Origin of the sequence: Micromonospora sp. WMMD1219 (assembly GCF_049315215.1) — a bacterium.
Lineage (GTDB): Bacteria > Actinomycetota > Actinomycetes > Mycobacteriales > Micromonosporaceae > Micromonospora > Micromonospora tulbaghiae.
The window spans coordinates 239734-266515 of record NZ_CP186057.1; the positions used below are offsets into that span (position 1 = coordinate 239734).

20 protein-coding genes are annotated in these 26782 nt (G+C 74.4%); 5 read left to right on the plus strand and 15 right to left on the minus strand.

The genetic code is table 11. The features are described 5' to 3' along the window. The first annotated feature begins 195 nt into the window (after positions 1-195). The gene (locus ACN27C_RS01120) at positions 196-579 is read left to right on the plus strand and encodes a PH domain-containing protein (protein ID WP_358170163.1); all 384 of its coding nucleotides are present in this window, start codon (positions 196-198) and stop codon (positions 577-579) included. On the opposite strand, the gene ACN27C_RS01125 is transcribed toward ACN27C_RS01120, so the two are convergent. Further along, a complete protein-coding gene (locus tag ACN27C_RS01125) occupies positions 573-1499 on the minus strand; it encodes a 2-hydroxyacid dehydrogenase (RefSeq protein WP_422750226.1) in 927 nt (308 codons plus the stop codon). The genes ACN27C_RS01120 and ACN27C_RS01125 overlap by 7 nt on opposite strands. A 142-nt stretch (positions 1500-1641) precedes the next feature. Here ACN27C_RS01125 and ACN27C_RS01130 point away from each other — a divergent pair, with 142 nt between their 5' ends. The 3 genes from ACN27C_RS01130 to ACN27C_RS01140 all read left to right on the plus strand — a co-directional run bounded on the left by ACN27C_RS01130 (position 1642) and on the right by ACN27C_RS01140 (position 6376). After that, positions 1642-3447, plus strand: a complete 1806-nt coding sequence (locus ACN27C_RS01130; protein WP_422750227.1) for a SpoIIE family protein phosphatase — start codon at positions 1642-1644, stop codon at positions 3445-3447. 86 nt (positions 3448-3533) lie between these two features. Continuing rightward, positions 3534-4709: a PQQ-dependent sugar dehydrogenase gene (locus tag ACN27C_RS01135; RefSeq protein WP_120571313.1), complete on the plus strand. Its 1176-nt coding sequence runs from the start codon at positions 3534-3536 to the stop codon at positions 4707-4709. A gap of 53 nt (positions 4710-4762) precedes the next feature. Next, complete coding sequence (locus ACN27C_RS01140; RefSeq protein WP_364804078.1) at positions 4763-6376, plus strand: metallophosphoesterase family protein; 1614 nt, start codon at positions 4763-4765, stop codon at positions 6374-6376. Positions 6377-6979: 603 nt separating this feature from the next. Here ACN27C_RS01140 and ACN27C_RS01145 read toward each other — a convergent pair. The 7 genes from ACN27C_RS01145 to ligA all read right to left on the minus strand — a co-directional run bounded on the left by ACN27C_RS01145 (position 6980) and on the right by ligA (position 19265). After that, positions 6980-9337 carry a transketolase-like TK C-terminal-containing protein gene (locus tag ACN27C_RS01145; protein WP_422750228.1) on the minus strand — a complete coding sequence of 786 codons (2358 nt, stop codon included), beginning with the start codon at positions 9335-9337 and terminating at the stop codon, positions 6980-6982. A gap of 96 nt (positions 9338-9433) precedes the next feature. Beyond that, on the minus strand, positions 9434-10927 hold the full coding sequence (gene gatB / locus ACN27C_RS01150) for an Asp-tRNA(Asn)/Glu-tRNA(Gln) amidotransferase subunit GatB (RefSeq protein WP_422750229.1): 1494 nt from the start codon (positions 10925-10927) through the stop codon (positions 9434-9436). A gap of 97 nt (positions 10928-11024) precedes the next feature. Beyond that, complete coding sequence (locus tag ACN27C_RS01155) at positions 11025-12179, minus strand: putative Ig domain-containing protein (protein ID WP_422750230.1); 1155 nt, start codon at positions 12177-12179, stop codon at positions 11025-11027. Positions 12180-12432: 253 nt separating this feature from the next. Beyond that, the gene (gene gatA / locus ACN27C_RS01160) at positions 12433-13908 is read right to left on the minus strand and encodes an Asp-tRNA(Asn)/Glu-tRNA(Gln) amidotransferase subunit GatA (RefSeq protein ID WP_120571318.1); all 1476 of its coding nucleotides are present in this window, start codon (positions 13906-13908) and stop codon (positions 12433-12435) included. A gap of 76 nt (positions 13909-13984) precedes the next feature. Further along, positions 13985-14290, minus strand: coding sequence for an Asp-tRNA(Asn)/Glu-tRNA(Gln) amidotransferase subunit GatC (gene gatC, locus ACN27C_RS01165; protein ID WP_013284468.1), 306 nt, complete (start codon positions 14288-14290; stop codon positions 13985-13987). Positions 14291-14395: 105 nt separating this feature from the next. After that, on the minus strand, positions 14396-16960 hold the full coding sequence (locus ACN27C_RS01170; protein ID WP_422750231.1) for a putative bifunctional diguanylate cyclase/phosphodiesterase: 2565 nt from the start codon (positions 16958-16960) through the stop codon (positions 14396-14398). A 151-nt stretch (positions 16961-17111) separates the two neighbouring features. After that, the gene (gene ligA / locus ACN27C_RS01175; RefSeq protein ID WP_422750232.1) at positions 17112-19265 is read right to left on the minus strand and encodes an NAD-dependent DNA ligase LigA; all 2154 of its coding nucleotides are present in this window, start codon (positions 19263-19265) and stop codon (positions 17112-17114) included. A gap of 183 nt (positions 19266-19448) precedes the next feature. Here ligA and ACN27C_RS01180 point away from each other — a divergent pair, with 183 nt between their 5' ends. Further along, positions 19449-20069: a type II toxin-antitoxin system PemK/MazF family toxin gene (locus tag ACN27C_RS01180; protein ID WP_120573937.1), complete on the plus strand. Its 621-nt coding sequence runs from the start codon at positions 19449-19451 to the stop codon at positions 20067-20069. 131 nt (positions 20070-20200) lie between these two features. On the opposite strand, the gene ACN27C_RS01185 is transcribed toward ACN27C_RS01180, so the two are convergent. From ACN27C_RS01185 to ACN27C_RS01215, 7 genes are all read right to left on the minus strand, one after another. Then, positions 20201-21238: an ADP-ribosylglycohydrolase family protein gene (locus ACN27C_RS01185; RefSeq protein WP_422750233.1), complete on the minus strand. Its 1038-nt coding sequence runs from the start codon at positions 21236-21238 to the stop codon at positions 20201-20203. 26 nt (positions 21239-21264) lie between these two features. Continuing rightward, on the minus strand, positions 21265-21633 hold the full coding sequence (locus ACN27C_RS01190) for a VOC family protein (protein WP_205775917.1): 369 nt from the start codon (positions 21631-21633) through the stop codon (positions 21265-21267). A 37-nt stretch (positions 21634-21670) separates the two neighbouring features. Beyond that, positions 21671-22675 (minus strand): methionine synthase, encoded by a 1005-nt coding sequence (locus ACN27C_RS01195; protein WP_120571323.1) that lies wholly within the window; start codon positions 22673-22675, stop codon positions 21671-21673. A gap of 30 nt (positions 22676-22705) precedes the next feature. Beyond that, positions 22706-23782 carry a tRNA 2-thiouridine(34) synthase MnmA gene (gene mnmA / locus ACN27C_RS01200; protein ID WP_013284461.1) on the minus strand — a complete coding sequence of 359 codons (1077 nt, stop codon included), beginning with the start codon at positions 23780-23782 and terminating at the stop codon, positions 22706-22708. Positions 23783-23819: 37 nt separating this feature from the next. Then, the gene (locus ACN27C_RS01205) at positions 23820-24995 is read right to left on the minus strand and encodes a cysteine desulfurase family protein (protein ID WP_350814137.1); all 1176 of its coding nucleotides are present in this window, start codon (positions 24993-24995) and stop codon (positions 23820-23822) included. A gap of 97 nt (positions 24996-25092) precedes the next feature. Beyond that, entirely contained in the window at positions 25093-25758 is a 666-nt protein-coding gene (locus ACN27C_RS01210; protein WP_120571326.1) for a class F sortase, read from the minus strand. Next, a complete protein-coding gene (locus ACN27C_RS01215; RefSeq protein ID WP_120571327.1) occupies positions 25755-26588 on the minus strand; it encodes a DUF4397 domain-containing protein in 834 nt (277 codons plus the stop codon). The genes ACN27C_RS01210 and ACN27C_RS01215 overlap by 4 nt, the downstream gene beginning before the upstream one ends. Positions 26589-26782: the final 194 nt, after the last annotated feature.

The window sequence follows — 26782 nt, forward strand, 5'->3', positions numbered from 1 at the left end:
AGTGACGTCCGTCACATCAATAGACGCCATCGCGACGGATCCCGTTCAAGATCGACGCAGCGTCGTCTCGCGGCACGAGATCTTGGTACCGAACCGCCCCGGGAGGGGCGGAGCCGTACCAAGATCTCGGCGCGGTCGGGTGGGGTGGGGACGCCCGCGGGGTGGGGTGAGCTGGCCGGATGGGATCATCGGGGGGTGAGCCGCGCCGATACCGTCCGTTTCCGTCACAACCAGGCCATCCTGGTCGCTGCGATCGTCGCCTTCATCGGCGCGCTGCCGCTGGCCTCCGCCCGCTGGTGGCTGCTCTGGGTGCTGCTCGTACCGCTCGCCGTCGCGGTCTGGGCGTGGCGGGCCGGCACCGACGCCGACGCCCGGGAGCTGCGGCTGCGGGCGCTCGTCGGGCAGCGCCGGGTGCCGTGGAACCGGGTCGCCGAACTCGCCGGTGACGCCCGGGGCCGGGCGGTGGCCCGGCTCGACGACGGCGAGGTCGTGGTGCTGCCGGCGGTACGCGCCACCGACCTGCCCCAGTTGGTCGCCGTCACCGGCCAGGAGCTCTCCGGCACCGCCGGCGATCAGTAGCCGTCGACCACCCGGTTCGTCAGCCCCTCCCCCGCCACGTACCGGCGCAACTGCTCGCCCACCAGGCGGTACGCGCGGGGCAGCAGCCCGCGTACCGAGCCGCCGACGTGCGGGGTGAGCAGCACGTTCGGCAGCTCCCACAGGGGATGCTCGGCGGGCAGCGGCTCCGGGTCGGTGACGTCCATCGCCGCGCGCAGGCGGCCCGAGGTCAGCTCGGCGACCAGCGCCGAGGTGCGGGCCACCGGCCCCCGGGCGGCGTTGACGAGCAGCGCTCCGTCAGGCATCGCGGCGAGGAAACGTTCGTCGACCATGCCCCGGGTCTGCTCGGTCAGCGGCACCAGCAGCACCACCACGTCCGCCTCGGGCAGCAGCGCGGGCAGCTCGTCGACCCCGTGCACGCCCTGGTCGGGCCGCGGCGTACGGGCCACGAGCGTGAAGCTCACCTCGAACGGGGCGAGCCGGTCGCGTACCGCGGTGCCGATCGAGCCGGCGCCGACGATCAGCACCCGCTTGCCGGCCAGCTCGTCGGTGGGTGCCACCTCGTCGTACGCCCACTCGCGCCGCGCCTGGGCACGGGCCAGCGGCGCGAACCCGCGCAGCGAGGAGAGGATCGCGGCGACCACCCATTCGGCGGTGGGCGAGTCGTGCACGCCCCGGGCGTCACAGAGCGTCACGCCGTCGGGGATCCGTCCCACCCAGGCGTCCGCCCCGGCGGAGAGCAGTTGCACCACCTCGACGTCGGGCAGCTCGGCCAGGAGCGCCCCCGCGTCCGGGCCGGACAGGAACGGCGGCACCCAGAACCGCACACCGACCGGGGACGACGGGAGCCGCCGCGGGTCGTCCAGCAGCTCCACGGTGACGCCGGGCGGTAGCTCGCCGAGCAGCCGACGGCCCTCGGGGTGCGGGATCCATGCCTTCACGACCGCCGACGATATCGGCCCGGACCGGCCGGCGCGGCGTGACCCGTGACGAACACCGCGCCGGGAATGGAGTGACGGTCCGGCGGGGTATAACCGAGTGCGGGACGCCGGTCGGGTGTTCCGCTTCCTGAGGACGGTGGCGATGAGCGAGCACGGCCGGGGACGGGTGTCCGTGCCGATTCCGGCGCTCGCCGACCCCGACCGGTTACGTTCACTCGACGAGACGCGGCTCGACGCCGTACCGGACGAGGCGTTCGACAGGTTCGCGCGTCTGGTCGGCGACCTGCTGGACGTGCCTGTCGCACTCGTCTCCCTGGTGGACGCCGAGCGCCAGTTCTTCCCCGGGGCCACCGGCCTGCCAGAGCCGTGGGCGGCACGCCGGGAGACGCCGCTGAGCCACTCGTTCTGCCAGCACGTCGTCGACATCGAGATGCCGCTGGTGCTGCCCGACGCCCGCCTCTACCCCCGGGTACGCCTCAACCTGGCCATCGAGGACCTGGGCGTGGTCGCGTACGCGGGCATGCCGCTGACCGACCTGGACGGGCGGGTGCTCGGCTCGCTCTGCGCGATCGACAGCAAGCCCCGGGCCTGGAGCAAGGAGCAGCTGCGGACGCTCGCGGACCTGGCCGCCGCGTGCTCCTCGGAGCTGCGGCTGCGCATCGCGGTCCGGGGCGCCGAGCAGGCCCGCCGCCGCGCGGAGGAGGCGCACGACCGGCTCGCCATGCTGGCCGGGATGAGCGAGATGCTCGGCGGCACGCTCGACGTGGCCACTGCCGTCGCCCGGCTCGGGCACGCGATGGTGCCGCTGCTCGCCGACTGGTGCCTGGTCACGCTCGTCGACCCGGCCGGCCGGCCGCGCACGGTCACCGGCGTGCACCGGGACGCCGAACGCGAGGCCGACCTGGCCCGCTTCGCCGAGCTGCTGACCACCGGGCTCAGCGCGGAGTCGCAGATCCGGTCGGTGCTGCGCACCGGACGGCCGGCGGTGCGCGCCGTGGCCGGCCTGGACGACGTGGCGCGCGGCACCACGCACCCGGACCTGGTGCCACTCGCCGACCGGCTCGGCGTCGGTTCCCACCTGACCGTGCCGATCACCGCCGCCGGGGACCGGGTGATCGGGGCCGTCACGCTGGTCAACCGTCAAGGGCGGCGCGGTTTCGACGCGAGCGACCTGCGCACCGCGCAGGACATCGGGGTACGTGCCGGACAGGCGGTCGGCAACAGCCGCCTCTACGGCGAGCAGCGCCACGTCGCCGAGGTGCTCCAGCACAGCATGCTGCCCGCCCTGCCGGCCGTGCCGGGGATCGAGCTGGCCGCCCGCTACCTGCCGGCCGCCGACCGGGTGGAGGTGGGCGGCGACTGGTACGACGCCTTCGTCCAGCCCGACGGCGAGCTGATCGCCGCGATCGGCGACGTCGCCGGGCACGACATCGAGGCGGCGGCCACCATGGGCCAGTTGCGCAACCTGGTGCGGGGCAACGCGTACGGGCGGGACGATCCGGTGGAGGATCTGATGGCCCACCTCGACCGGGCCATGGGCGGGCTGCGGGTGCCCACCGTCGCCACCGCCGTGCTGGCCCGGGTGCGCCCGGCCGCCGACGGGCTGGCGGTCTCCTGGTGCAACGCGGGACACCCGCCGCCGTTGCTGGTGCGGGCCGACGGCACGGTCTCGGTGGCCGACGGTCGCGGACCGCTGCTCGGCCTGGCCCGGCCGCCCCGGCGCGCCGGCCGGACGCTGACCCTCGCCCCCGGCGACACGCTGCTGCTGCACACCGACGGGCTGATCGAGCGCCGGGACCAGCCGATCGACGAGGGCCAGGCCGATCTGCTCGCCCACCTCCGGGCCGGCGGGCCGGGCGTACCGCTGGACCTGCTCTGCGACCGGCTGCTCGCCGCCGCGCACCAGTGGGAGGACGACGTGGCCCTGCTCGCGCTGCGGGCCGGTTGAACCGGCACTCCCCCGAACGGCCGGACGCGGGAAGGCGTACGCGCGACGTGCCCGGTTCGCGGGTCCGCCCGGCTAGGCTGGGGCGGGTGAGCCCGCGTCTTGCGTACCCCCGTGTCCGCCGCCTCCGGACGGCGCTGGCGGCGTCCTGCGCGGCGCTGTTGCTGGGCACCGCCGGCTGCGCCCTCGGCGAGCCCGAGCCGGACCCGGCGGGCGCGCCGCCCAACCTGCCGACGCCGTCCGGCACCGCGAGTCCCGGCGGGGCCGGCCAGCAGGTGGTCGCCACCGTGCTGGCCAAGGGCCTGGAGGTGCCGTGGGGCATCGCGTTCCTGCCCGACGGCGGGGCGCTGGTGACCGAGCGGGACAAGGGACGGATCCTCCAGGTCGGCCCGGAGTCCGGGCCGGACGGGCTGGCCGTCCGGCCGGTGCAGACAGTGCCCGACGTGGCCGCCGGTGGCGAGGGCGGCCTGCTGGGCATCGCGGTCTCTCCCGCGTACGCCCGGGACCGCACGGTCTTCGTCTACTACACGGCCGAGGACGACAACCGGATCGCGAAGATGCAGCTCGGGCAGGCGCCGAAGCCGATCCTGACCGGCATCCCGAAGTCCGGCACGCACAACGGCGGCGGGCTGGGCTTCGGCCCGGACGGCCACCTCTACGCGAGCACCGGCGACGCCGGGCGCACCGAGAACGCCCAGGACGCCAAGAGTCTCGGCGGCAAGATCCTGCGGATCACGCCGGACGGCAAGCCGGCGCCGGGCAACCCCACCGCCGGGTCGCCGGTCTGGTCGACCGGTCACCGCAACGTCCAGGGCTTCGCCTGGACGCCGGACAAGAAGATGTACGCGGTGGAGTTCGGCCAGAACACCTGGGACGAGATCAACCAGATCAACAAGGGCGGCAACTACGGGTGGCCCCGGGTGGAGGGGCGCGGCGACGACAAGCGCTACGTGAACCCGATCACGCAGTGGCCCACCGGTGACGCCTCCTGTTCCGGCCTGGCGGCGGCGGACCGTCTGCTCGTCGCCGCCTGCCTGCGCGGCCAGCGGCTCTGGCTGGTCGAGCTGGCCGGCAACGGCACCGTCCTCGGTCAGCCCCGCGACCTGCTCACCGGCCGGTACGGTCGGCTACGGGCCGTCGCGGCGGCGCCGGACGGCTCGCTCTGGGTGAGCACCTCGAACCGCGACGGGCGGGGTACGCCCACCGCCGAGGACGACCGCATCCTGCGACTCGTCTTCGCCGACGGGGGCGCCGGCCGGAGCTGATCCGGCCCACCGGGTTTGTCAAGATCGCTCAAGGGGCAGGTCAGGATCTCAGCATGGACGGCCACGAGAACGAACAGCACCGCACCGGGGACGAGACGTCTCCGGAGCGCGGGCGCGCCCGCCGCTGGGCGGCGTGGCGGCCCGGTGACCGGCTGCGCCGGCTGGGTGTCGTGCTGGCTGTCCTCGCGGTCACGCTCGGCGGCATCGTGGTCGGCACGTACGCGGGCGGCCACGTCGGCACCGACATCGGCCCGTTCCGGGCCGAGCTGAAGCTCAGCCCGTCGCTGTCCGGCGGCACCACCGTCGACATCCCGCCGCTGGGCGCGCTGCTGCTGGACAGCCACGACGGCCCGGCGTACCTCACCGTCGAGGTGGGCTCGCTGGACCAGGGGCGCACCGAGGCGCTCATCGACGACCCGGCCAGCATCAGCCGGGCCAGCCAGTCGGCGGTCCAGGACGTCCGCGACGGCGTGATGCGGCTCGGGCTGCGTACGCTCGCCTCGGCCGTGCTGGCCACGTTGCTGCTGGCCGCGCTCGTCTTCCGGGACGTCCGGCGTACCGCCTGGGCCGGCGGCCTGGCGCTCGTCGTGACCGCCGGCAGCCTCGGCATGGCCGCGAACACCCTGCGCCCGCAGGCGATCGAGGAGCCGCGGTACGAGGGCCTGCTGGTCAACGCGCCCGCGATCGTCGGTGACGCGCGGCGGATCGCGAACGACTACACCAAGTACGCCGAGCAGCTCCAACGGCTGGTCGGCAACGTCAGCAAGCTCTACACCACGGTCTCCGCCCTGCCCGTGGTGCAGCCGTCGCCCGGCACCACCCGGGTGCTGCACGTGTCGGACATCCACCTGAACCCGACCGGGTGGCAGCTGATCCGTACCGTGGTCGAGCAGTTCGGCATCGACGTGGTGGTCGACACCGGCGACATGACCGACTGGGGCAGCGAGCCGGAGGCGTCGTTCGTCGGCTCGATCGGCCTGCTCAAGAAGCCGTACGTGTTCATCCGCGGCAACCACGACTCGCCGCGCACCGCCGCCGCCGTGGCGCAGCAGCCGAACGCGATCGTGCTGAACAACTCGGTCACGACGGTGGGCGGGCTGACCATCGCCGGCATCGGCGACCCCCGCTTCACGCCGGACAAGGAGACCTCGCCGGCCGGCAGCGGCCTCACCTCGGCCGTCGCCGACCAGGTGATCGGCGCCGGCGAACAGCTCGCCGGCACGATCCAGAAGTCGCCGCGCAAGGTCGACATCGCGCTCATCCACGACCCCGCCTCGGCCGGCCCGCTCTCCGGCACCTGCCCGCTGGTGCTCTCCGGGCACACGCACTCCCGGCAGGTGTCGAAGCTGCCGCAGGTCGAGGGCAAGCAGCCGACCACGCTGATGGTGCAGGGCTCCACCGGTGGGGCCGGGCTGCGCGGTCTGGAGGGCGAGAAGCCGACCCCGCTGACCATGACGGTGCTCTACTTCGACCAGCAGAAGCTGCTCCAGGCGTACGACGAGATCACCGTGGGCGGCACCGGGCAGTCGCAGGTCAACCTGGAACGGCACGTCATCCGCGACCCGGCCAAGGGCGACCAGGTGCCGGTCACGCCGACGCCCACCCGCGGCCCCTCGGAGTCGCCGTCACCGGGTACGACGACCCTGAGCCCGACCCCGACGAGCTGACCGTCCCGCGCCTGCTCCCGTTCTTCGCTGCTTCTGGCGCTCCCTCACGTGCCGCCTGGCCGCTCGCCACGCGTGGCACCCGGTCACTCGGCGTCACGAAGCCGTCCGGCGCAGGGATACCCCGCCGCCGCCTTTGCTCTGCACCCATCGGCGCAGCAGGCACCGAGAGTAACCGCGCGGGTGGCTGCAGAGCAGCGGCGCGGACCACCCCGCCCCAGCTCAAGAGCGGTGCTGCGGATACGGCTGCAGAGCAAAGGGGCCGAGAGGCAACACCTTCGGCCGCCGGAGGCGATTACTCTCCGCAACCACCTCGGCGGTGACTTTGCGTGAGGCAAACCCTCCAGGATCGACCAGGACGCGGACCGCCATTTCCGGAGTCGAGCCGGGACAGCCGGTCGCAGCACGCACCGGAGCCGAGTGCCCGAGGGCAGGCCGGACCGGCCCGAGAGCGCCGTGAGGCCGGCGAGCCGAGCGGCCGAGGCGCGCGCACCGAGGCCGGACCTCACCGCGGCGCGAGGGGCCGCCCGGAAGGTCCGGCCGGCCCCGTGACGCGGTGCGGTCAGGGCAACTGGGGCGCGGTGCGGTCAGCGCGACGCAGGCGCGTCAGCGCAGCGCGATCGCGGCCAGCGCGGCGTTGACGATGCTGCCGGGCAGGAGGTCGTGCAGCTCGTAAAGCTCCCGGACGCTGCCGGACTGGCCGAACTCGTCCACGCCGAGCGGCACCGCCGGCGCGCCGACCGCCGATCCGAGCCAGGCCATCGCGTGCGAGGCGGCGTCGTGCACGGTGACCACCGGCACCCGGTCGGCGAACGCCGACCGCAGCGCGCCGGGCACGCTCGGCACGGTCGCGGTCCGCACGCCCTGGCGCAGCGTCCGCTGCCACGCGCGGTACAGCCGGTCCAGGCTGGTCACGTCCACCACGTGCGCGGCCACGCCCTCCTCCGCCAGCTCCGCGGCGGCCGCGAGCACCTCCGGCAGCACCGCGCCGGAGGCGGCGAGCTGCACGACCGGGGCGTCAGCCAGATCGGGGTACGCCTGGTGCGCGTCGACGAGCCGGTACGCCCCGGCCACCACCTGCCGCCGCAGCACGGCGTCCCCGAGTCGCGCCCGGGCCGCCTCGAACGGCGCCTGGTCGATCGGCCGGGTGCTGAGCCGGAAGTAGTACGCCCCGTCCTCGGCCGGCGCGGCGGTCGCGGCCGGAGCGGAGCCACCGGCGATCTGCCCCAGCGCGTCGCAGAGCAGCCAGTCGAGGCTGCCGGCGTACGCGGGCTCCAGGAACGTCACCCCGGGCAGCTCCAGGCCGACCGAGGCGGTGATGGTGGACTGGTGCGCGCCGCCCTCGGGGGCCAGCGTGATGCCGGACGGGGTGCCCGCCACCACGAACCGCGAGCCGGAGTACGTGCCGTAGAGGAACGCGTCGAGACCGCGCAGCACGAACGGGTCGTAGACGGTGCCCACCGGCAGCAGCGGCTGGCCGGACAGGTCCCACGACAGGCCGAGCTGGCCCAGCAGCAGGAACAGGTTCATCTCCGAGATGCCCAGCTCGATGTGCTGCCCGGCGGGGCTCTCGGTCCAGCGCAGCATCCGGTCCTCGGTCCAGGACCGCTGCTCGGTCGGGGCGAAGACGCCCGTCTTGTTGATGAACCCGGCCAGGTTCGTCGAGGTGGCCACGTCCGGCGCGGTGGTCACCAGGTAGGGCGCCACCTGCGGATCGCGGGCCAGGTCGACGAGCACCCGGCCGAAGACCTCCTGGGTGGAGACCGGCTTGTTCGCGCGTACCCGCGTGGTCTCCGGAACGGTGACGCCCAGCGCCCGCTCGCGCGGCGGGCGGGACAGCGCCTCCCGGCGCTCGCCGGCCCGGATGCCGGCCGGGGACGCCGGGTCGAGGCGGTCCCACTCGGTCTCCGCGGTCAGGCCGTGCGCGGCGCGCAGCGCGTCGACCTGCTCGGTGGTGAGCAGCGCCGAGTGGTTGCGCGGGTTGCCGGCGATCGGCAGGCCCCAGCCCTTGACCGTGTACGCGAACACGACGCTGGGCCGGTCGGTGACCGCGTCGCACTGGGCGTACGCGTCGAGCATGGCCTGCGCGTCGTGCCCGCCCAGGTCGGTGACGAGCGGGCCCAGCTCGTCGTCGCCGATGTCGGCGACGAACGCGGCCACCTCGGCCGGTGCGCCGTCCAGGAACTGCTTGCGCAGCGCCGGGCCGGCCAGCCCGAACAGCGACTGGTACTGCTCGTTGGGCATCCGGTCGATCCAGTCGCGCAGCGCCGCGCCGCCGGGCCGGGCGTACGCCTCGGCGAGCTTCCGGCCGTACTTGACCTCCACGACGTGCCAGCCGGCCGCCTCGAACTGGCCGCGCCACTGGTTGATCCGGATGCCGGGGACGACCCGGTCCAGCGACTGGCGGTTGAAGTCGACGAGCCACATCACGTTGCCGAGCCCGGTGGTGGCCGGGTCGGCGACCGCCTCCCAGATGTTGCCCTCGTCCAGCTCGGCGTCGCCGATGATGGCGACGAACCGGGAGTGCGGGCGCGGGCCGAAGTGGGCGTCGACGTAGCGGCGGGTGACGGCGGCGAACAGCGGCGCGGCCGCGCCCAGGCCGACCGAGCCGGTGGAGAAGTCCACCTCGTCCGGGTCCTTGGTGCGCGACGGGTACGACTGGAGCCCGCCGCGTGCCCGCAGCTTCGGCAGGTACGACTTGTCGAGGTTGCCCAGCAGGTACTGGATCGCGTGGAACACCGGCGAGGCGTGCGGCTTCACCGCCACCCGGTCCTCGGCGTCCAGGTGGTGGAACCAGAGGGCGGTCATCGCGGTGACGAGGGAGGCGCTGGACGCCTGGTGGCCGCCGACCTTCACCCCGTCACCGGTGTCGCGGTCGTGGTTGGCCGCGTCGACGATGCGGGTGGCGAGCCAGAGCACCCGGCGCTGGATCTCGTCGAGGACGTCGAGGTCGTGCTGGTTCACGGTGACTCCATCCGGGCGTCGCCGTTGACGCCCTCTGCGGGGTGAGGAGCGGACGAAGGGCCCCTCCCCTGCCGGGAAAGGGCCCACACGACCGGATCAGGCGCCGAGGCGCGCCAGGATCAGCTCGCGGACGGTCTTCGCGTCCGCCTGGCCACGGGTGGTCTTCATGACCGCACCGACGAGCGCGCCGGCCGCCGCGACCTTGCCGCTGCGGACCTTGTCGGCCACGTCCGGGTTGGCGGCGATCGCCTCGTCCACGGCGGCGGTGAGCGCGCCGGTGTCCGAGACGACCTCCAGGTTGCGGTTGGTCATGATCTCGGTCGGCGAGCCCTCGCCGGCGACCACGCCCTCCAGTACGGCACGGGCCAGCTTGTCGTTGAGCTTGCCCGCGTCGACGAGGCCCTGCAGCTCGGCGACCTGCGCCGGGGTGGCGCCCACGTCGGCCAGCTCCACGCCGGTCTCGTTGGCGCGGCGGGACAGCTCACCCAGCCACCACTTCCGGGCGGCGGCGGGGGTGGCACCGGCGGCCACCGTCGCCTCGATCAGCTCGACCGCGCCGGCGTTGACCACGGACTGCATGTCGAGGTCGGAGAGGCCCCAGTCCTGCTGGATCCGCTTGCGGCGCAGGCGCGGCAGCTCCGGCAGGGCGGCCTTCAGCTCGGCCACCCACGCGGTGTCCGGGGCCAGCGGCACCAGGTCCGGCTCCGGGAAGTACCGGTAGTCGGTGGCGGTCTCCTTGGACCGGCCCGGCGTGGTGTCGCCGGTGTCCTCGTGGAAGTGCCGGGTCTCCTGCGTGATCCGGCCACCGGCCTCCAGCACCGACGCCTGGCGCAGCATCTCCGAGCGCACCGCCCGCTCGACCGAGCGCAGCGAGTTGACGTTCTTGGTCTCGGTGCGGGTGCCCCACTCCTCGCCCGGCCGGTTCAGCGACGTGTTGACGTCGCAGCGCAGCGAGCCCTCCTCCATCCGCACGTCGGAGACGCCGAGCGAGCGGATCACGTCACGCAGCTCGGCGACGTACGCGCGGGCGACCTCGGGCGCGAGCGCGCCGGTGCCGGGGATGGGCTTGGTGACGATCTCGACGAGCGGGATGCCGGCCCGGTTGTAGTCGACGAGCGACTCGGTGGCGCCGTGGATGCGGCCGGTGGCGCCGCCGACGTGCAGCGTCTTGCCGGTGTCCTCCTCCAGGTGCACCCGCTCGATGCCGATGCGCACCAGCTCGCCGTTGACCTCGACGTCCAGGTAGCCGTCGAAGCACAGCGGCTCGTCGTACTGGCTGATCTGGAAGTTCTTCGGCATGTCCGGGTAGAAGTAGTTCTTCCGGGCGAACCGGCACCACTGCGCGATCGAGCAGTTCAGCGCCAGCCCGATCCGGATGGTCGCCTCGATGGCGGCCTTGTTCGCCACCGGCAGCGAGCCGGGCAGGCCGAGGCAGACCGGGCAGACCCGGGTGTTCGGCTCGCCGCCGAAGTCGGTCGGGCAGCCGCACCACATCTTGGTGTTCGTGCCCAGCTCGACGTGGGTCTCCAGGCCGATCACCGGTTCGAAGCGCGCGACGACCTCGTCGTACGCGGGCAGCGTCGTGGTCATGAGAACTCCAGCTTTGCAGGCGGTAGCCGGCCCACGGCGGCATCCGGACACAACGCCGCCAAGCCTACCGCTCCGCCTACCCGGCCTCGGCCGGGCGTCACTCGGGCGTGGTGAAGCTCCGCCGACGGTTGTAGGCCAGCACGAGCAGGATGCCGCCGACGGAGAAGGCCACGACGCTCAACAGCAGCAGGACGAGCGGCGAACCCGGCCCGGTGATCGGCAGCCACGCGCCGCTCACCTTCGACGGCGACGGCGTCGGCTGGGGCGCCGCGGTGCTGCTCTCCGACGGCGTGGCGGCCGGATCGCTCGGCGTCGGCGTCGCCGTCGGGTCGGCCGGGGTGGGCGTGGCCGTGGGGTCGGCCGGGGTCGCCGTGGGGGTGCCCGGGGCCGGGGCGGCGACGGTCAGCGACACCTGCTTCGTGGCGCTGGTGCTGTACCCCTTCGCCGCGACCGTGAAGGCGAACGTGCCGGCGCTGGTCGGGGTGCCGCGGAGCCGGCCCTCCTCGTCGAGGGTGAGGCCGTCCGGCAGGGCCCCGGCGGCCAGTGCGAACGCGATGTCCGAGTCACCGTCGGCGGTGAACCGGAAGGAGTAGGGCTTACCGACGGTGCCGGCGGGCGGTTCGCCGGAGGTGAACGCGGTCGCCGCCTCGGCGACGACGACTGTGGCGTTCTGCTCGTCGAAGCGGTCGTTCTTGTCGGTCATCCGCAGCGTGAACGTGTACGTGCCAGGGGTGGTCGGCGCGCCGCCGAGCGACGTCCCCACCACGAGCATCCCCGGCGGCAGAGCGCCCGAGACCACCGACAACCGGTACGGCCCGGTGCCACCGCTCGCCTCGACGGTGTGGATCGCGTACACCCGCCCGAGGTACAGGGGCGACCGGGGCTTGCCCGACGTGATGACCACCTTCGGTTCGCGTACCTCGACTGTTGCCGTCTGCTCGTCGAAGAGGTCGTTCTGGTCGGTCATCCGCAGCGTGAAGGTGTAGGTGCCAGGCGTCGTGGGGGCACCGCCGAGCGAGTTCCCCACCACGAGCATGCCCGGCGGCAGTGCGCCCGAGACCACCGACAACCGGTACGGCCCGGTGCCACCGCTCGCCTCGACGGTGTGGATCGCGTAGACCTGCCCGATGACCATGACCGACCGGGGCTTGCCCGAGGTGATGGTGACGGCCTCGGTGGCGGCGGTGGCCGGTTCCGCGGCGGCCGGTTGCCCGGCGCCCAGCAGCAACGCGACGACCATCGTCAGGGCCATGACCGGGCGAAGTGTCCCCATCGCACATCCAGCTCTCGGTCGGAACCGCTCGCGTCCGCCAGCGGGCCACAGTCCAGTCGATCCAGCAGACTCGGAGTTTATTCGACCAGTGCCAGCGACCCCGGACAATCCACTGATCGGTGATCACCGTGTCGCCGCGACGACAGCCGCGCCCGGCGCGGTCGTGGTGACCGCACCGGGCGCGGGACGTTTCCCGGTACGGAGGCGGGCGAGCGCCTCCGTACCGCCGGGTTCAGAGCGTCGGCGGGGTGAGCGTGCCGACGGCGCTCTCCAGCGCGGCGGCGACCCGGTACATCCGGTCGTCGGCCATGGTCGGCGCCATGATCTGGAAGCCGACCGGGAGCCCCTCGGACAGGCCGCACGGCACCGAGATGGCCGGCCCTCCGTACAGGTTCGTCGGGATGGTGAACAGGTCCGCCAGGTACATCTGGTACGGGTCGGCGGTACGCGACCCGATCGGGAACGCCACGAACGGCGTGGTCGGCGAGATCAGCGCGTCGACCTGCTCGAACGCGCTGGTGAAGTCCCGCGTGATCAGGGTGCGGACCTTCTGCGCCTGGCCGTAGTAGGCGTCGTAGTAGCCCGACGAGAGCGCGTACGTGCCGATCATGATGCGGCGCTTGACCTCGGGGCCGAAGCCGGCCTCGCGGGTCAGCGACATGACCTCCTCCAGCGACCGGTTGCCGTCGTCGCCGACCCGCAGGCCGAACCGGACGCCGTCGAACCGGGCCAGGTTGGAGGAGCACTCGCTCGGCGCGATCAGGTAGTAGGCCGGCAGCGCGTACTTGAAGTGCGGGCAGGAGATCTCGACGATCTCGGCGCCCAGCTTCGCCAGCGCCTCGGCCGACTCGCGGAACGCGGCCATCACGCCCGGCTCCGCGCCCTCACCGGTGAACTCGGTGACCACGCCGAGCTTCACGCCGGTCAGGTCGCCGGTGGCGCCGCGCCGCGCCGCGGCCACCACGTCCGGCACCGGGGCCGGGATCGAGGTGGAGTCGCGCGGGTCGTGACCGCCGATCGCCTCGTGCAGCAACGCGGCGTCGAGCACGGTACGCGCGCACGGGCCGGGCGTGTCCAGCGACGAGGAGAACGCGACCAGGCCGTAGCGGGAGGTGCCGCCGTAGGTGGGCTTCGCGCCGACGGTGCCGGTTACCGCTCCGGGCTGGCGGATCGAGCCGCCGGTGTCCGAGCCGATCGACAGCGGCGCCTCGTACGCGGCCAGCGCCGCCGCGCTGCCGCCGCCGGAGCCGCCCGGGATCCGGTCGGTGTCCCACGGGTTGCGGGTCGGACCGTACGCCGAGTATTCCGTGGAGGAGCCCATCGCGAACTCGTCCATGTTCGTCTTGCCGAGCATCACCGTGCCGGCCGCGCGCAGCCGCTCGACGATCGTCGAGTCGTACGGCGGGCGCCAGCCCTCCAGGATCTTCGACCCGACGGTGGTCGGCACGCCCTTGGTGGTCAGGACGTCCTTCACGGCGACCGGCACACCGGCGAGCGGGCCCAGTTCCTCACCGGCGGCGCGCCGCTCGTCCACGGACCGGGCGGCGGCGAGCGCCCCCTCGGTGTCGACGTGCAGGAACGCGTGCACCCGGTCGTCGACGGCGCCGATGCGGTCCAGGTGGGCCTGGGTGACCTCGACCGCGGAGGTCTCGCCGCTCGCCACCAGCCCGGCGATCTCAACGGCGGTCAGCTTCGTCAGGTCGGTCATGCCGGCACTCCGCTTCGCTCCGTGCCGTCACGACCGACAACCACGCTGAGCCCGATGATTCGCTCGCTGCGCTCGCTCATGAGGCCACATCCTCGTCCAGGATCCGCGGGACGCGGAACCGCTGCTCCTCGGCGTCGGGGGCGCCCGACAGCGCCTCCTGCGGGGTCAGGCCCGGCCGCACCACGTCCTCGCGGAGCACGTTCGTCAGCGGCACGGAGTGGGACGTCGGCGGGATGTCCGCCGCGGCGACCTCGCCGACCTGCGCGACCGACTGGAGGATCACATCCAGCTGGCCGGCGAAGGTGTCCAGTTCCTCCTCCGTGACGGCGAGCCGCGACAGTCGCGCGAGGTGCGCGACCTCCTCGCGGGAGATGGCGGCCATCAGTGCCCCCTTCGTGGCTGTCCTGAGACGTCTGCGGTGGGCCGGCCGCGCGTACGGGCGTGCTCGATGACGCGCGGTGACCGGAGCGAGTCTATTGTCCCGCCGTCACGACGACGCCTTCGACTCCCCCTCCGGCGCCGGACCGCTGCGGCTCCCCGCCTCCACCGGGCGCACCGGACGGTAGCGGGACAGCCAGGCCACCAGATCCTCGGCCGGCATCGGCCGGGCGTGGAACCAGCCCTGCGCGACGTCGCACCCGGCGGCGTGCAGCAGCCGCCAGGTGCGCTCGTCCTCCACGCCCTCGGCCACCACCCGCAGCCCGAGCGCGCCGGCCAGTTCGATCATCGAGCGGACGATCGCGGCGTCGTCCGGGTCCTCGGCCATCCCGAGGACGAACGACCGGTCCACCTTCACCTCGGACAGCGGGAGCCGGCGCAGGTGCTGCAGCGACGAGTAGCCGGTGCCGAAGTCGTCGAGCGCGATGCCGACGCCGATCCGGTGCAGCTGGGTGATGCTGGCGAGCACCCGCCGCGGGTCGGCCATCAGCGCGCCTTCGGTGATCTCCACCTGGAGGCGCTCCGGCGGCACGCCGTACCGGGCCAGGCGGTCGGCGATCTGGTCGGCGATCTCGCCGGTGTGCAGGTCACGGACGCTGACGTTGAGCGCGGCCCGCAGCGTGAGCCCGGCCGCCGACCACTTGGCGAGCTGCTCCACCACGTCGTCCACCACGCGGCGGGTGAGCAGCCGCATCACCGCGCTCTGCTCGGCGACCTGGATCAGCTCGCCCGGGTCGACCATGCCCCGGCGCGGGTGCCGCCAGCGCAGCAGCGCCTCGACGCCGACCACTTCGCCGGTCGCGATGGCGATCTGCGGCTGGTAGTACATGGTGATCTCGCCCGGGTGCGCGGCCTGGTCGTCCGGCTCGGCGGTCGTGCTCCCGTCGGCGGTCGGGCCGATGACGCCCGGCGCGCCCGTACTCACCGCGGCCTGCGCGTCGTGCCCGGTGCCGGCCTCGACGTCGTGCCCGGCGTCCGTCCCGCGCGCGGTCTCCGCGTCGGCGTCCCCGCCACCGGCCACGAGCGGCGCCACCACCGCTGCGGTGCCGCCGGCGCGCGCGGCCCGGCTGCGGATCGGGTCGGCGCCGGTGAGGATCCGCTCGATCAGGTCGTCGTCGTGCCGCTCCTCCGCCCGGTCCCGGCGACGCCGCAGCCACCGGTTCGGCCCGTCGCCGGACCGCCCGCGGCCGCCGTCGCGCGCCGGGCGCTGGTTGCGGGCCGGGCGGTCGGCCCGGACCGGCAGCGCCGGCTGGAGGGCGGCGCCGTCACCCCCGCGTACGCCGACCGTCTCGCCGCCCTGCGCGGACGGGCCGGACTCCAGCACCCGGCGAAGGTCGGCCAGCAGACTCAGCCGCTCGGCCGAGTTGTGGTCGGACTCCGGCGCGTAGACCGCCACCGTGTCGTTGCGGTGCTTCGCGTCGTACATGGCCACGTCGGCGTGACGCATCAGGGTGGCGAAGTCCTCGCCGTGGTCGGGGTAGAGCGCGATGCCGATGGCGCCGCCCACGTCCAGCGGCAGCCCGTCCAGCGGCACCGGCTCGGCGAGCGCGGCCACCACCCGGTCGGCCCGCTCGCGGGCCTGGTCGATGTCGGTGAGCCGGGGTACGACGATGGCGAACTCGTCGCCACCGAGCCGCGCCACCATGTCGCCGCCGTCCACAGCGCCCATCAGCCGGGCGCTCACCTCGACCAGCAGGCGGTCACCCACGGCGTGCCCGAGCGCGTCGTTGACGTGCTTGAACCGGTCGAGGTCGAGCAGCAGCAGCGCCAGGTGGGCGTCCGGCGCGCCGCGGGCGGCCCGGTCGCCGTGCAGATGCACCTGCTCGGCCACCTCGGTCAGCAGCGCCTTGCGGTTGGGCAGCCCGGTGAGCGGGTCCACGTCGGCGAGCTGTTCCCGTTCGGCGGAGAGCCGGGCCATCCGGTAGACCGCGAACAGCGGCACCAGCACCAGCGGGATCAGCGCCGCGCTGGCCCGGGCGGCGGCCACCAGCACCGGCGCGAGCAGCAGCAGCGAACCGGTGGCGAGCAGCTCGTAGGCCAGGCCGCTGCGGACGCTGGGCCACCAGCGGTCGCCGAAGCGCAACCGGACCGCCGAGCTGACCAGCCCGTAGTTGACCACGAACCAGGCGACCGTCGCGCCGCCCACCGCCGCCACGTCGGTCCAGTGCAACCGGCCGCCGTCGAACAGCTCACCCGGGCCGATCCGGGTGACGGCGTACGCGGCGGCCAGCGCGCACGCGTACTGCGCCGCGTTGAAGCCGGTGCGCCAGGGGGCGTACCCGAGCCGCCAGCCGCTGACCGCGACCGCCACGGCCTGCACCGCGACAGCCGGACCGAAGCCCCAGCCGAGCAGGATGGCGAAGGTGAAGCAGGTCGACGGGAACACCGCCGAGGTCTGCCGCCGGCCGGGCGGGACGAACGGGCGGGCGTCGCAGGCGACGGCGAGCGCCGCCATGGTCCAGAACGCGGCCGGCAGTCCGCTCCACCTGTCGGCGAGCGCGAGGAGCGGACCGGCCGAGACCGCCAGGGCGACGACGCCGATCGCGCCGACGAAGCCGAAGAACGGCCCGCTCCGCCCGGGCGGGACGGAGTTACGCGGGTCGCCGGTCTCCATCGCACCTCCCGGGGAACGTCCTGGCGCGCGCCGTCACGCGTCGTACGCCAATGAAACGCCCTCCGAGGCGATTTCCCCGACACGACAGTCACGAATCGGTCGTAGTCGTAATTAACTTGGTATCCGCCGGACGGAAGCTGTGACCAGCCTGTCAGTCCTCCACCCGGGCCACCTCGCGGGCCGCCTCCGGGCCGGAGTCCAGCAGGACGCGGAATCCGTCCTCGTCGAGGATCGGCAGTTTCAGCGTGGCGGCCTTGTCGGCCTTGGAGCCGGGATTGTCGCCGACCACCACGAAGCCGGTCTTCTTGGAGACCGAGCCGGTCACCTTGCCGCCCCGGGCCTGGATCGCCTCGGCCGCCTGGTCACGGCTGAACCCGCTGAGCGTGCCGGTGACCACCACAGTGACGCCGTCGAGCGGTCGCGGCCCCTCGTCGGCGGCCTCCTCGGCCATCCGTACGCCCGCCTCGGCCCACTTGCGCACCACGTCGCGGTGCCAGTCGACGGCGAACCACTCCTTCACGCTCGCCGCGATGGTCGGGCCGACGCCGTCCACCGAGGACAGCTCCTCCTCGCTCGCGGCCTCGATCGCGGCGACCGAGCGGAAGTGCCGGGCGAGCGCCTGGGCGGCGGTCGGGCCGACGTGCCGGATGGACAGCGCCACCAGCACCCGCCACAGGTCGCGTTCCTTGGCCTCGGCGAGGTTGTCGAGCAGCTTGGTGGCGTTGCTGCCCAGGCTGCCGTCCTTGTTGACGAAGAACGGTGATCGGCTCAACTGCTCGGCGTCGAGCTGGAACAGGTCGCCCTCGTTGGTGATGATCTGGGCGTCGAGCAGCGCCGCCGCGCCCTTCTCGCCGAGCACCTCGATGTCGAGCACCTTGCGGCTGGCCAGGTAGAAGACCCGCTCGCGGATCTGACCGGGGCAGGCCCGCCCGTTGGGGCAGCGGATGTCGACGTCGCTCTCCTTGGCCGGCGCGAGCGGCGTGCCGCAGGCCGGGCAGGTGGTCGGCATGACGAACGGGCGGGCGTCGGCCGGGCGCAGCTCGACCACCGGGCCGAGCACCTCGGGGATCACGTCGCCGGCCTTGCGCAGCACCACCGTGTCGCCGATGAGCACGCCCTTGCGCTCGACCTCGCGGGCGTTGTGCAGCGTGGCCAGCGCCACTGTGGAGCCGGCCACCCGGACCGGTTCGAGGACGGCGAACGGGGTGACCCGGCCGGTGCGCCCGACGTTGACGTCGATGTCGAGCAGCTTGGTGTTGACCTCTTCCGGCGGGTATTTGAAGGCGATCGCCCAGCGGGGTGCCCGGCTGGTCGAGCCGAGACGGCCCTGGATGGAGACCGGGTCGACCTTGACCACCACGCCGTCGATCTCGTGCTCGACGTCGTGCCGGTGCTTGCCGTAGTAGGCGATGTATTCCGCGACGCCGGCCAGGTCGTCCACCACCCGCCACCGGTCGCTGGTGGGCAGCCCCCACGCCTTGAGCGCGGCGTACGACTCGGACTGCGCGGCCGGCCGGAACCCGGTGCGCGCGCCGATGCCGTGCACCACCAGGCGCAGCGGGCGGGACGCGGTCACCCTGGGGTCCTTCTGCCGCAGGCTGCCGGCGGCGGCGTTGCGCGGGTTGGCGAACGGCGCCTTGCCCTGCTCGACCAGGCTCGCGTTCAGGTCGGCGAACGCGGCCACCGGGAAGTAGATCTCGCCGCGCACCTCGATCAGATCCGGCACGTCGGGGAAGTCGTCGGCCGGGGTCAGCCGGGCCGGCACGCCCTTGATGCTGCGCACGTTGGCGGTGACGTCCTCGCCGGTGCGGCCGTCGCCCCGGGTCGCGGCGCGCACCAGCCGGCCCTTGGAGTAGGTCAGGTTGATGGCGAGCCCGTCGACCTTCAGCTCGCACAGGTAGGGCACCGGGCCGCCCGCGTCGCGCTCGACCCGCTCGGACCAGGCAGCCAGCTCCTCGTCGGCGAAGGCGTTGTCGAGCGAGAGCATCCGCTCGGCGTGCGCGACCGGCGTGAAGTCGGTGGAGAAGGTGCCGCCGACCCGCTGGGTGGGCGAGTCGGGCGTGCGCAGCGCCGGGTATTCGGCCTCCAGCGCCTCCAGCTCCCGCAGCTGCCTGTCGAACTCCGCGTCGGTGACGGTCGGCGCGTCGAGCACGTAGTAGCGGTACTGGTGCTCGGTCAGCTCCTGGCTGAGCGTGGCGTGCCGCTCCCGGGCCGCCGGGGTCGGCTCGGCACCCGCCGCCGCGTCCTGGGCCGCGTCGACCGCTGGGGGAACCGCTTCTTCGGACACGCCGCCGCCTTCGGACACCGCTGTCGACCTCCCGTGTTCGTGCTACCCGAGAACCGTAGCGGTCGGGGGTGACAGTCGTCCGGCCACCCGCGCCGAGCAGGGCGAACCGGCGCCGGTCGCGCCGCCGGGCGGGTGCGGCCCGGCCGTGCGACGATCGCGTCGGCGGTGCTGGGCGACAACGGTCGGGAAGGCGGGCGACGGATGCGCGACGGGGTGATCTGGGCGCTGGTGATCGTGGCCTGCGTCGCGGCCGGCTGGCTGTGGAACGACTGGCGTCGCCGCTCGGCCGAACGCGCCGCCGGGACGCGCGACCGGGCCGGCGGACGGCGGCCGGGCACCGGCCGTGGCAGCCGGAGCAGCGGGCCGGGCGGCGACCGGCCCGGCGGTGGACGTGGCGACGGCGGGCCCGGTGGCGGGCGCCGCGGTGACCGGGCCGGCGGCGGGTCGCGAGGTGAGCGCGTCGGCGCGCCGCCGAGGCCGCGGGGCGCCCGGGCCGACCGGGACGAGCCCCGGCCCGGGGAGATCTGGTGGGCCGACGTGCCCTACGCCGACGGAACCGGTTCCAAGGTGCGCCCCTGCCTGGTGCTGCGCGTCGACGGCCGGGACGCCGAGGTGCTGAAGATCACCAGCCAGGACAAGTCGGACCGGGACGACCACCTGCCGATCCCGACGCGGGACTGGGATCCGGACGCCGACCACGACAGCTACCTGGACGTCAGCGAGCCGATCCCGGTGCCGCTGAGCGCGTTCGCCGACCGGGCCGGCACCTGCGACCCGGCCCTGTGGCGCGGCATCCGCCGCCTCGACCACCTCACCGGCTGACCCGTCCGCGGCAGCCGGCACCCGGACCCGCCCACCCCGCGAGCCGAACCGGCGCCCGAAACCACCCGCGCGAGCCGGAAGCGGCGTCCGCACCACCCGCGCGAGAGGGAGCCGGTGCGGCTGTCCGGACCTCAGTGCGCGGGCTGGGCCCCTCCGTCGAAGGCGGCGGCGAGCGCGGTGAGCTGACCGGCGTACTCGATCCGGCCGGCCCACCCGGCGGGCCAGGCGGCCATGCCGTACGCGGCGCCGACGAACGCGCCGGCCAGGGCGGCGATGGAGTCCGAGTCACCGGCGGTGGTGGCGCCCCGGGCCAGCGCGCCGACCGGGTCGTCGGTGTGGCGCAGCGCGCAGAGCAGCGCGGTGGCGAGCGCCTCCTCGGCGATCCACCCCTCGCCGGTGAACCGGCACGGGTCGCCGCCGTCGTCCGGGCGGGCCAGCGCCGCCTCCAGCCGGCCGAGCACGCGCAGGCAGTCGTCCCAACCCCGGGCGACGAACTCGGCCGCGCTGCTCTCGCCGGGCCGCTGCCACAGGTCGCCCAGCCAGTCGTCCCGGTAGACGGTGCGCTGCTCCCGGGCCCGCTCGGTGAGCAGGCCGGGCAGCTCCGGCAGCGCCGCACCGTCGCGCAGCAGCCGGACCGCGTACGCGGTCAGCTCGCTCGCCGCCAGCCCGGTCGGGTGGCCGTGGGTGAGACCGGCCTGGAGCTGGGCCAGCCCGGCCATCGTGTCCAGGTCGACGTCGAGCAGCCCGACCGGGGTGACCCGCATGTTCGCGCCGCAGCCCTTGGAACCGGCGACCGTGGCCTCCTGCCAGCGGGCACCCCGGGCCAGCTCGGCGCAGGCCCGCAGGCAGGTCATGCCGGGGGCGCGGTTGTTCTCCGGGCTGACCGACCAGTCGACGAAGCGCTGCCGCAGCAGCGGCTCCACCGCCCCGGCCGTGTACGCGGGCGCGTCGTGCAGCGCCCACGCCACGGCCAGCGCCATCTGGGTGTCGTCGGTGACCAGGGCCGGGTCGCCGGTCAGCTCACGCGGACCGGCCGGACCGTAGCGCCGGACGATCTCGGTGACGGTGAGGAACTCGGTCGGCTTGCCCAGGGCGTCGCCGTAGGCCAGGCCGAACAGCGAACCGGCGGCGCGGCCGGTGGCGGTGGAGGCGGTCACGGTGGCGATCATGCCCCCGCCGCGCAAGTCGTGGAAGATCAGTCCCAGCAGAGGCAGAACGGGTGACCGGCCGGGTCGGCGTAGACCCGGAAGCCCTCCCCCTCACCCGGCAGCCGTCGCGCGCCGAGCGCCAGCGCCGCCTTCTCGGCCGCCTCGATGTCGTCGACCGTCACGTCGAGGTGGAACTGCTGCGGCCGGGCCGGGTCGGGCCAGTCGGGGGCGCGCAGGCCGGGCGCCCGCTGGAAGGCCACCCGCGGCTGGTGCCCGGGCGGGCCGCCGAGCACCACCCACTCGTCGCCGTCGGAGTCCTCCTCCACCAGGGGCAGGCCGAGCAGCTCGGAGTAGAAGGCGGCGAGCGCGTGCGGATCGGGGCAGTCGATCACTGTGGAACGCAGTCGTCCAATCATGCCGGTCATCGTGCCCGGCGGGTACGACGGAAAAACGTCAGTCCTCGGCGAGCCGCCGGCCGGCGTCGCGGCAGGCGGTGAGCACCGCGCGGGCGTACGCCGGGGTGGCGCCGGCCAGACCGCACGCGGGGGTGACCACCACCTGCTCGGCCAGCCGGCGACGGGGGAAGCCGAGCTGGTCCCAGACCCGCCGGATGCGGTCGGCGACCTCGGCCGACGTCGGCACCCGGCCGGACGGCGGCGGCAGCGTCGGCGCGGCGCCGGCCAGCAGCCCGAGCCCGGCGTCGATCGCCTCGCCGAGCGGGTCGAGGTCGGTGACGAGCGACAGGTCGAGCGCGACGCCCACGGCCCCGGCGGACCGGATCAGCTCCAGCGGGGCGTCCGGCGCGCAGCAGTGCACGAGCGCCGGGACGCCGGCCGCCTCGATCACGTCGTGCAGCAGCCCGCGCGCCACCTCGGTCTCCACCGGTCGGTGGGTGCCGAAGCCGCTCTCGGTGGGCACCCGGCCGGCCAGCACCGCCGGCAGGGACGGCTCGTCGAGCTGGAGCAGCACCGAGGCGCGGGGCAGCCGCCGGGTCACCGCTTCGACGTGCCCGCGCAGCCCCTCGCCGAGCGAGCCGGCGAGGTCGCGTACCGCGCCCGGGTCGCGCAGCATCCGGCCGCCGATCGGCAGCTCCAGCGCGGCGGCGAGGGTGAACGGGCCGGCCGCCTGGACCTTGACCGGTCCGGCGTACTCCTCGGCCTGCTCGGCGAGCTGGTCGAGGTCGCGTTCCATCAGGTCGCGGGCGCGGCGCAGGTCGCGGCCGGGGCGCGGGGCGATCCGCCAGCGGGCCGCGTACAGCTCGACCGGAAGTTCGACGAGCAGGCCGGCGGTGCGGCCGACGATGTCCGCGCCCGGCCCTCGCGCGGGCAGCTCGGGCAGGTGCGGCAGGGCGGGCAGCTCGCCGAGCACGATCCGCTGCGCCTCGGCGATGTCGGTGCCGGGCAGCGAACCGATGCCGGTCGCCGCGCCGGTGGGCCAGGGCCACGCCTGCTCAGTCACGGCCGCAGCCTATCCGCTGCCCGTCGCCGGTCAGGCAGCGGTGATGGTGGCGGAGCCGAGGACCACGTCGCCGGCCGGGTCCGGCCGGTAGGCCACGATCGCCTGGCCGGCGGCGACACCCCGCACCGGGCGGCGCAGCGACGCGCGCAGCCCGTCGGCGTCGACCTCGACCGCGGCCGGCACCACGTCGCCGTGCGCCCGGAGCTGCACCTCGCACTCGACCGGCCCGTCCGGGCGCGGCCCGCCGGTCCACACCGGGCGGGTGGCCCGCACGTCGGAGACCTCCAGCGCCTCGGCCGGGCCGACCGTCACGGTGTTCGTGGTCGGGGTGATGGACAGGACGTAGCGGGGCCGGCCGTCCGGCGCCGGGCGGTCCAGGTGCAGGCCACGCCGCTGCCCGACCGTGTACTGGTAGGCGCCGCTGTGGCTGCCCACCACCGCGCCGGTGAGCGCGTCCACCACCTGGCCCGGCGCCTCGCCGAGCCGCTCGGCCAGGAAGCCACGGGTGTCGCCGTCGGCGATGAAGCAGATGTCGTGCGAGTCCGGCTTGTCGGCCACGGCGAGGCCGCGCCGGGCGGCCTCCGCGCGCACCTCGGCCTTCGTCGAGTCGCCGAGCGGGAAGATCGACCGGTCGAGCTGCGCGCGGGTCAGCACCGCCAGCACGTACGACTGGTCCTTGGCCGCGTCCACGCTGCGCCGCAGCAGGCCGTCGGCGCCGAGCCGGGCGTGGTGGCCGGTGACCACCGCGTCGAAGCCCAGGGCCACGGCCCGGTCCAGCACCGCCGCAAACTTGATCTTCTCGTTGCAGCGCAGGCAGGGATTCGGGGTACGCCCGGCGGCGTACTCGGCCACGAAGTCGTCCACCACGTCGTCGTGGAACCGGTCGGCCATGTCCCACACGTAGAACGGGATGCCGAGCACGTCGGCGGCGCGCCGGGCGTCCCGGGAGTCCTCCAGCGTGCAGCAGCCCCGGGCGCCGGTGCGGTACGTCTGCGGGTTACGGGCCAGCGCCAGGTGCACGCCCGTCACGTCGTGCCCGGCCTCCACCGCCCGTGCCGCCGCGACGGCGGAGTCCACCCCGCCCGACATCGCCGCCAGAACCCTCACCGGCCCACTCCCCTCGTCCTCACCGAGCGTATCCGGGTCAGCGGGGAGTACGGAGGGCGGCCGCGCGGCGGGCCCGCTCCACCGCGGCCGGCAGCGCGGCGATCAGCGCGTCCACGTCCGCGCCGGTGCTCGTGTGCCCGAGCGTGAAGCGCAGCGAGGACCGGGCCCGGTCGTCGTCGGCGCCCATGGCCAGCAGGACGTGCGAGGGCTGGGCCACCCCTGCGGAGCAGGCCGACCCGGTGGAGCAGGCGATGCCCTGGGCGTCCAGGAGCAGCAGCAGCGCGTCCCCCTCGCAGCCCGGGAAGGAGAAGTGCGCGTTGCCCGGGAGCCGGTCGGCCGGGTCGCCGTTGAAGATCACCTCGGGGACGGCCTGCCGGACCCGCTCGACCAGCTCGTCGCGGAGCGCGGCGACGCGGGCGGCGTACTCCTGCTGGCCCTTGACCGCGCTCTCGACGGCGACCGCGAACGCGACGATGCCCGCGGTGTCGAGCGTCCCGGAGCGTACGTCGCGCTCCTGGCCGCCGCCGTGCAGCAGCGGGGTGGCCGCCACGTCGCGGGCCAGCAGCAGCGCGCCGACGCCGGCCGGGCCGCCGAGCTTGTGCCCGGTCACGGTGAGCGCCGACACGCCGCTGGCGGCGAAGTCGACCGGGACCTGCCCGACCGCCTGGATGGCGTCGGTGTGGAACGGCACCCCGTGCTCGGCGGCGACGGCGGCCAGCTCGGCCACCGGCTGGACGGTGCCCACCTCGTTGTTCGCCCACATGGCGGTGACCACCGCGACGCGCTCGCCGTGCTCGGCCAGCTCGGCGCGCAGTCGCTCCGGATCGAGCCGCCCGGCCGCGTCGACCGGAAGCCAGCCGGCCTGCGCGCCCTCGTGCTCGACCAGCCAGTCCACCGCGTCGAGGACGGCGTGGTGCTCGACCGCGCTGGAGACCACCCGGACCCGGTCGGCGCGGGCGGCGCGACGGGCCCAGAAGACGCCCTTCACGGCGAGGTTGTCGCTCTCCGTGCCGCCGCCGGTGAAGATCACCTCGGAGGGGCGGGCGCCGAGCGCGGCGGCCACCCGCTCGCGGGACTCCTCCACCCGCCGCCGGGCCCGGCGACCCGCCGCGTGCAGCGACGAGGCGTTGCCGACCTCGCGGGCGACAGCGACGTACGCCTCGAGTGCCTCGTCCAGCATCGGGGTCGTCGCGGCGTGATCAAGGTATGCCATCACGGTTCAGCCTAACGGCCTGCGTACCCGGCCCCGGGGGCCGGACCGCCCCGTCCCACCCGGGGCGGTCCGGCCCGCTCACGCGGGCCCGTCATGATCACGCGGGAACGGCCGTGACCACGATGTTGTCCCGGTAGCTGCGGGTCTTCGCGTCGAACGGCCCACCGCAGGTGATCAGCGTCAGGCGCGGCTTGCCGTCGCGCGCGAAGTACCGCTCCAGCGGGATCTTCGACTTCCGGTACTCCTCCCGGGCCACCACCCGGTAGGAGCGCTCGCGGCCGTCCGAGCCGGTGGCGGTGAGCTCGTCCCCCCGGCCCAGCTCACGCAGCCGGAAGAACGCCCCCTTGCCCTGCTCGGCGCTGTCCACGTGCCCGGCGATCACCACCGAGCCGGCACCGGCCTCCAGGCCCGGGCCGTAGCGGTACCAGCCGACCTGGTCCACGCTGGGCGGCACCTCGAACTCGTCGGTGCGCTCGTTGACGCCCACCGGGTTGACGGTGGCGGTGACCCGGATCGGCGGGATGCTCAGCTTCACCGGCGGCACGATCTCGGCGCCGGCGGGCAGCGTGCCCGGGTTCACCGGGACCGAGCCGCCGCCGGCCGCCGAGGGCGCGGGTGTGGGCGTGGCACTCGCCAGCGCCGTCACCTCGTCGCCGCCGACGTCCTCGGCGGGCTCGGATCCGCACGCCACCACTGTCGCCAGGGTGAGCGCGGCGGCGCCGGCGGCCATCGCCGCCAGCGCCCCGCGGTTGCGCACCGTCACCGGCGACCGGCCCGGGCGGTTGCCGCCACCCGCGCCCCGCCGCCGACCAGGAGCAGCACGCCGGCCCCGGCCAGCACGTACCACCAGGTGTCCACGCCGGTGCCGGCCTGGCCGCCGGTGCCGCTGGGCACGCCGCCCGGCGCCGAGTGCAGGCCGCTGATGGTCTGGGCGACCACGTTCAGGTTCTTCGCCTCGGCCGAGCCGATCGCGTAGACGATGGTGGCGGTGCCCTCCTTCAGGTTCAGGTCGGCCGGGCCGATGGCGACGGTGTCGGTGCCGGCGAGCACCACGTCCGCCTCGACCGAGCCGGCGGCCACGTCCGCCTTGGCCTCCTTCGGGTTGGTCAGGTTCTCGAAGACCGGCTTCCCGCCGGCCCGCACGTCGACGGCCGGGGCGGCGGCGGTGTGCCGGACGATCAGCCGGGCCTTGCCGGCGCCCACCTTGGACACGTCGTTGACGAACGGGGTGATCTGCGGCTCGCCGGCGGCGCTGAGGTGGGCGGCGAGGCTGATGTTCGCCCCGCCCGGCACCTCGGCGTCGTCCACCTTCAGGATCGCCTTGTCGATCGCCTCGCCGGGCTTGGTCAGGGCGATGTCGTACTCCCCCTCGGGCAGGGTGAGCGGGCCGGCGACGTCGCCGGGCTTGAAGTTGTTCAGCGTCTTCTCGCCGTTGACGTACACGTCGACCGGGGTGTCCGGGATGCCGTGGACCACGGAGACCTTCGACGAGGCGGCGTAGGCCGGGCTCATGGTGGCGGCGCCGACGCCGGCGAAGGTGAGGGCGGCCACCGCGCCGCCCGCGGCGACCCGACGGAACATCGCGTACTGCATTGTCTGCCTCCTGGTGGTTGATGCTGATTCGTCAGGCCTGGCTTGCAGAACGGGTTACGCCGGCTCCGTCGCCCCCGGATGCGCCCGGATCCGATTTCTTTTTCCCGTCTCCGGGCGCATCCGCCGGACCCTGCGGCGACGAAGGAGAGGTGACGAGGGTCGTGACGGACACACCGGGAGAGTGGGGCGGGGGC

Coding starts and splice junctions, on each gene's coding strand:
- ACN27C_RS01130 (WP_422750227.1), top strand. CDS start 1,642: ATGAGCGAGCACGGCCGGGGACGGGTGTCCGTGCCGATTCCGGCGCTC.
- ACN27C_RS01140 (WP_364804078.1), top strand. CDS start 4,763: ATGGACGGCCACGAGAACGAACAGCACCGCACCGGGGACGAGACGTCT.
- gatB (WP_422750229.1), bottom strand. CDS start 10,927: ATGACCACGACGCTGCCCGCGTACGACGAGGTCGTCGCGCGCTTCGAA.
- ACN27C_RS01155 (WP_422750230.1), bottom strand. CDS start 12,179: ATGGCCCTGACGATGGTCGTCGCGTTGCTGCTGGGCGCCGGGCAACCG.
- gatA (WP_120571318.1), bottom strand. CDS start 13,908: ATGACCGACCTGACGAAGCTGACCGCCGTTGAGATCGCCGGGCTGGTG.
- gatC (WP_013284468.1), bottom strand. CDS start 14,290: ATGGCCGCCATCTCCCGCGAGGAGGTCGCGCACCTCGCGCGACTGTCG.
- ACN27C_RS01170 (WP_422750231.1), bottom strand. CDS start 16,960: ATGGAGACCGGCGACCCGCGTAACTCCGTCCCGCCCGGGCGGAGCGGG.
- ACN27C_RS01180 (WP_120573937.1), top strand. CDS start 19,449: ATGCGCGACGGGGTGATCTGGGCGCTGGTGATCGTGGCCTGCGTCGCG.
- ACN27C_RS01185 (WP_422750233.1), bottom strand. CDS start 21,238: ATGATCGCCACCGTGACCGCCTCCACCGCCACCGGCCGCGCCGCCGGT.
- ACN27C_RS01190 (WP_205775917.1), bottom strand. CDS start 21,633: ATGATTGGACGACTGCGTTCCACAGTGATCGACTGCCCCGATCCGCAC.
- ACN27C_RS01205 (WP_350814137.1), bottom strand. CDS start 24,995: ATGGCATACCTTGATCACGCCGCGACGACCCCGATGCTGGACGAGGCA.
- ACN27C_RS01215 (WP_120571327.1), bottom strand. CDS start 26,588: ATGCAGTACGCGATGTTCCGTCGGGTCGCCGCGGGCGGCGCGGTGGCC.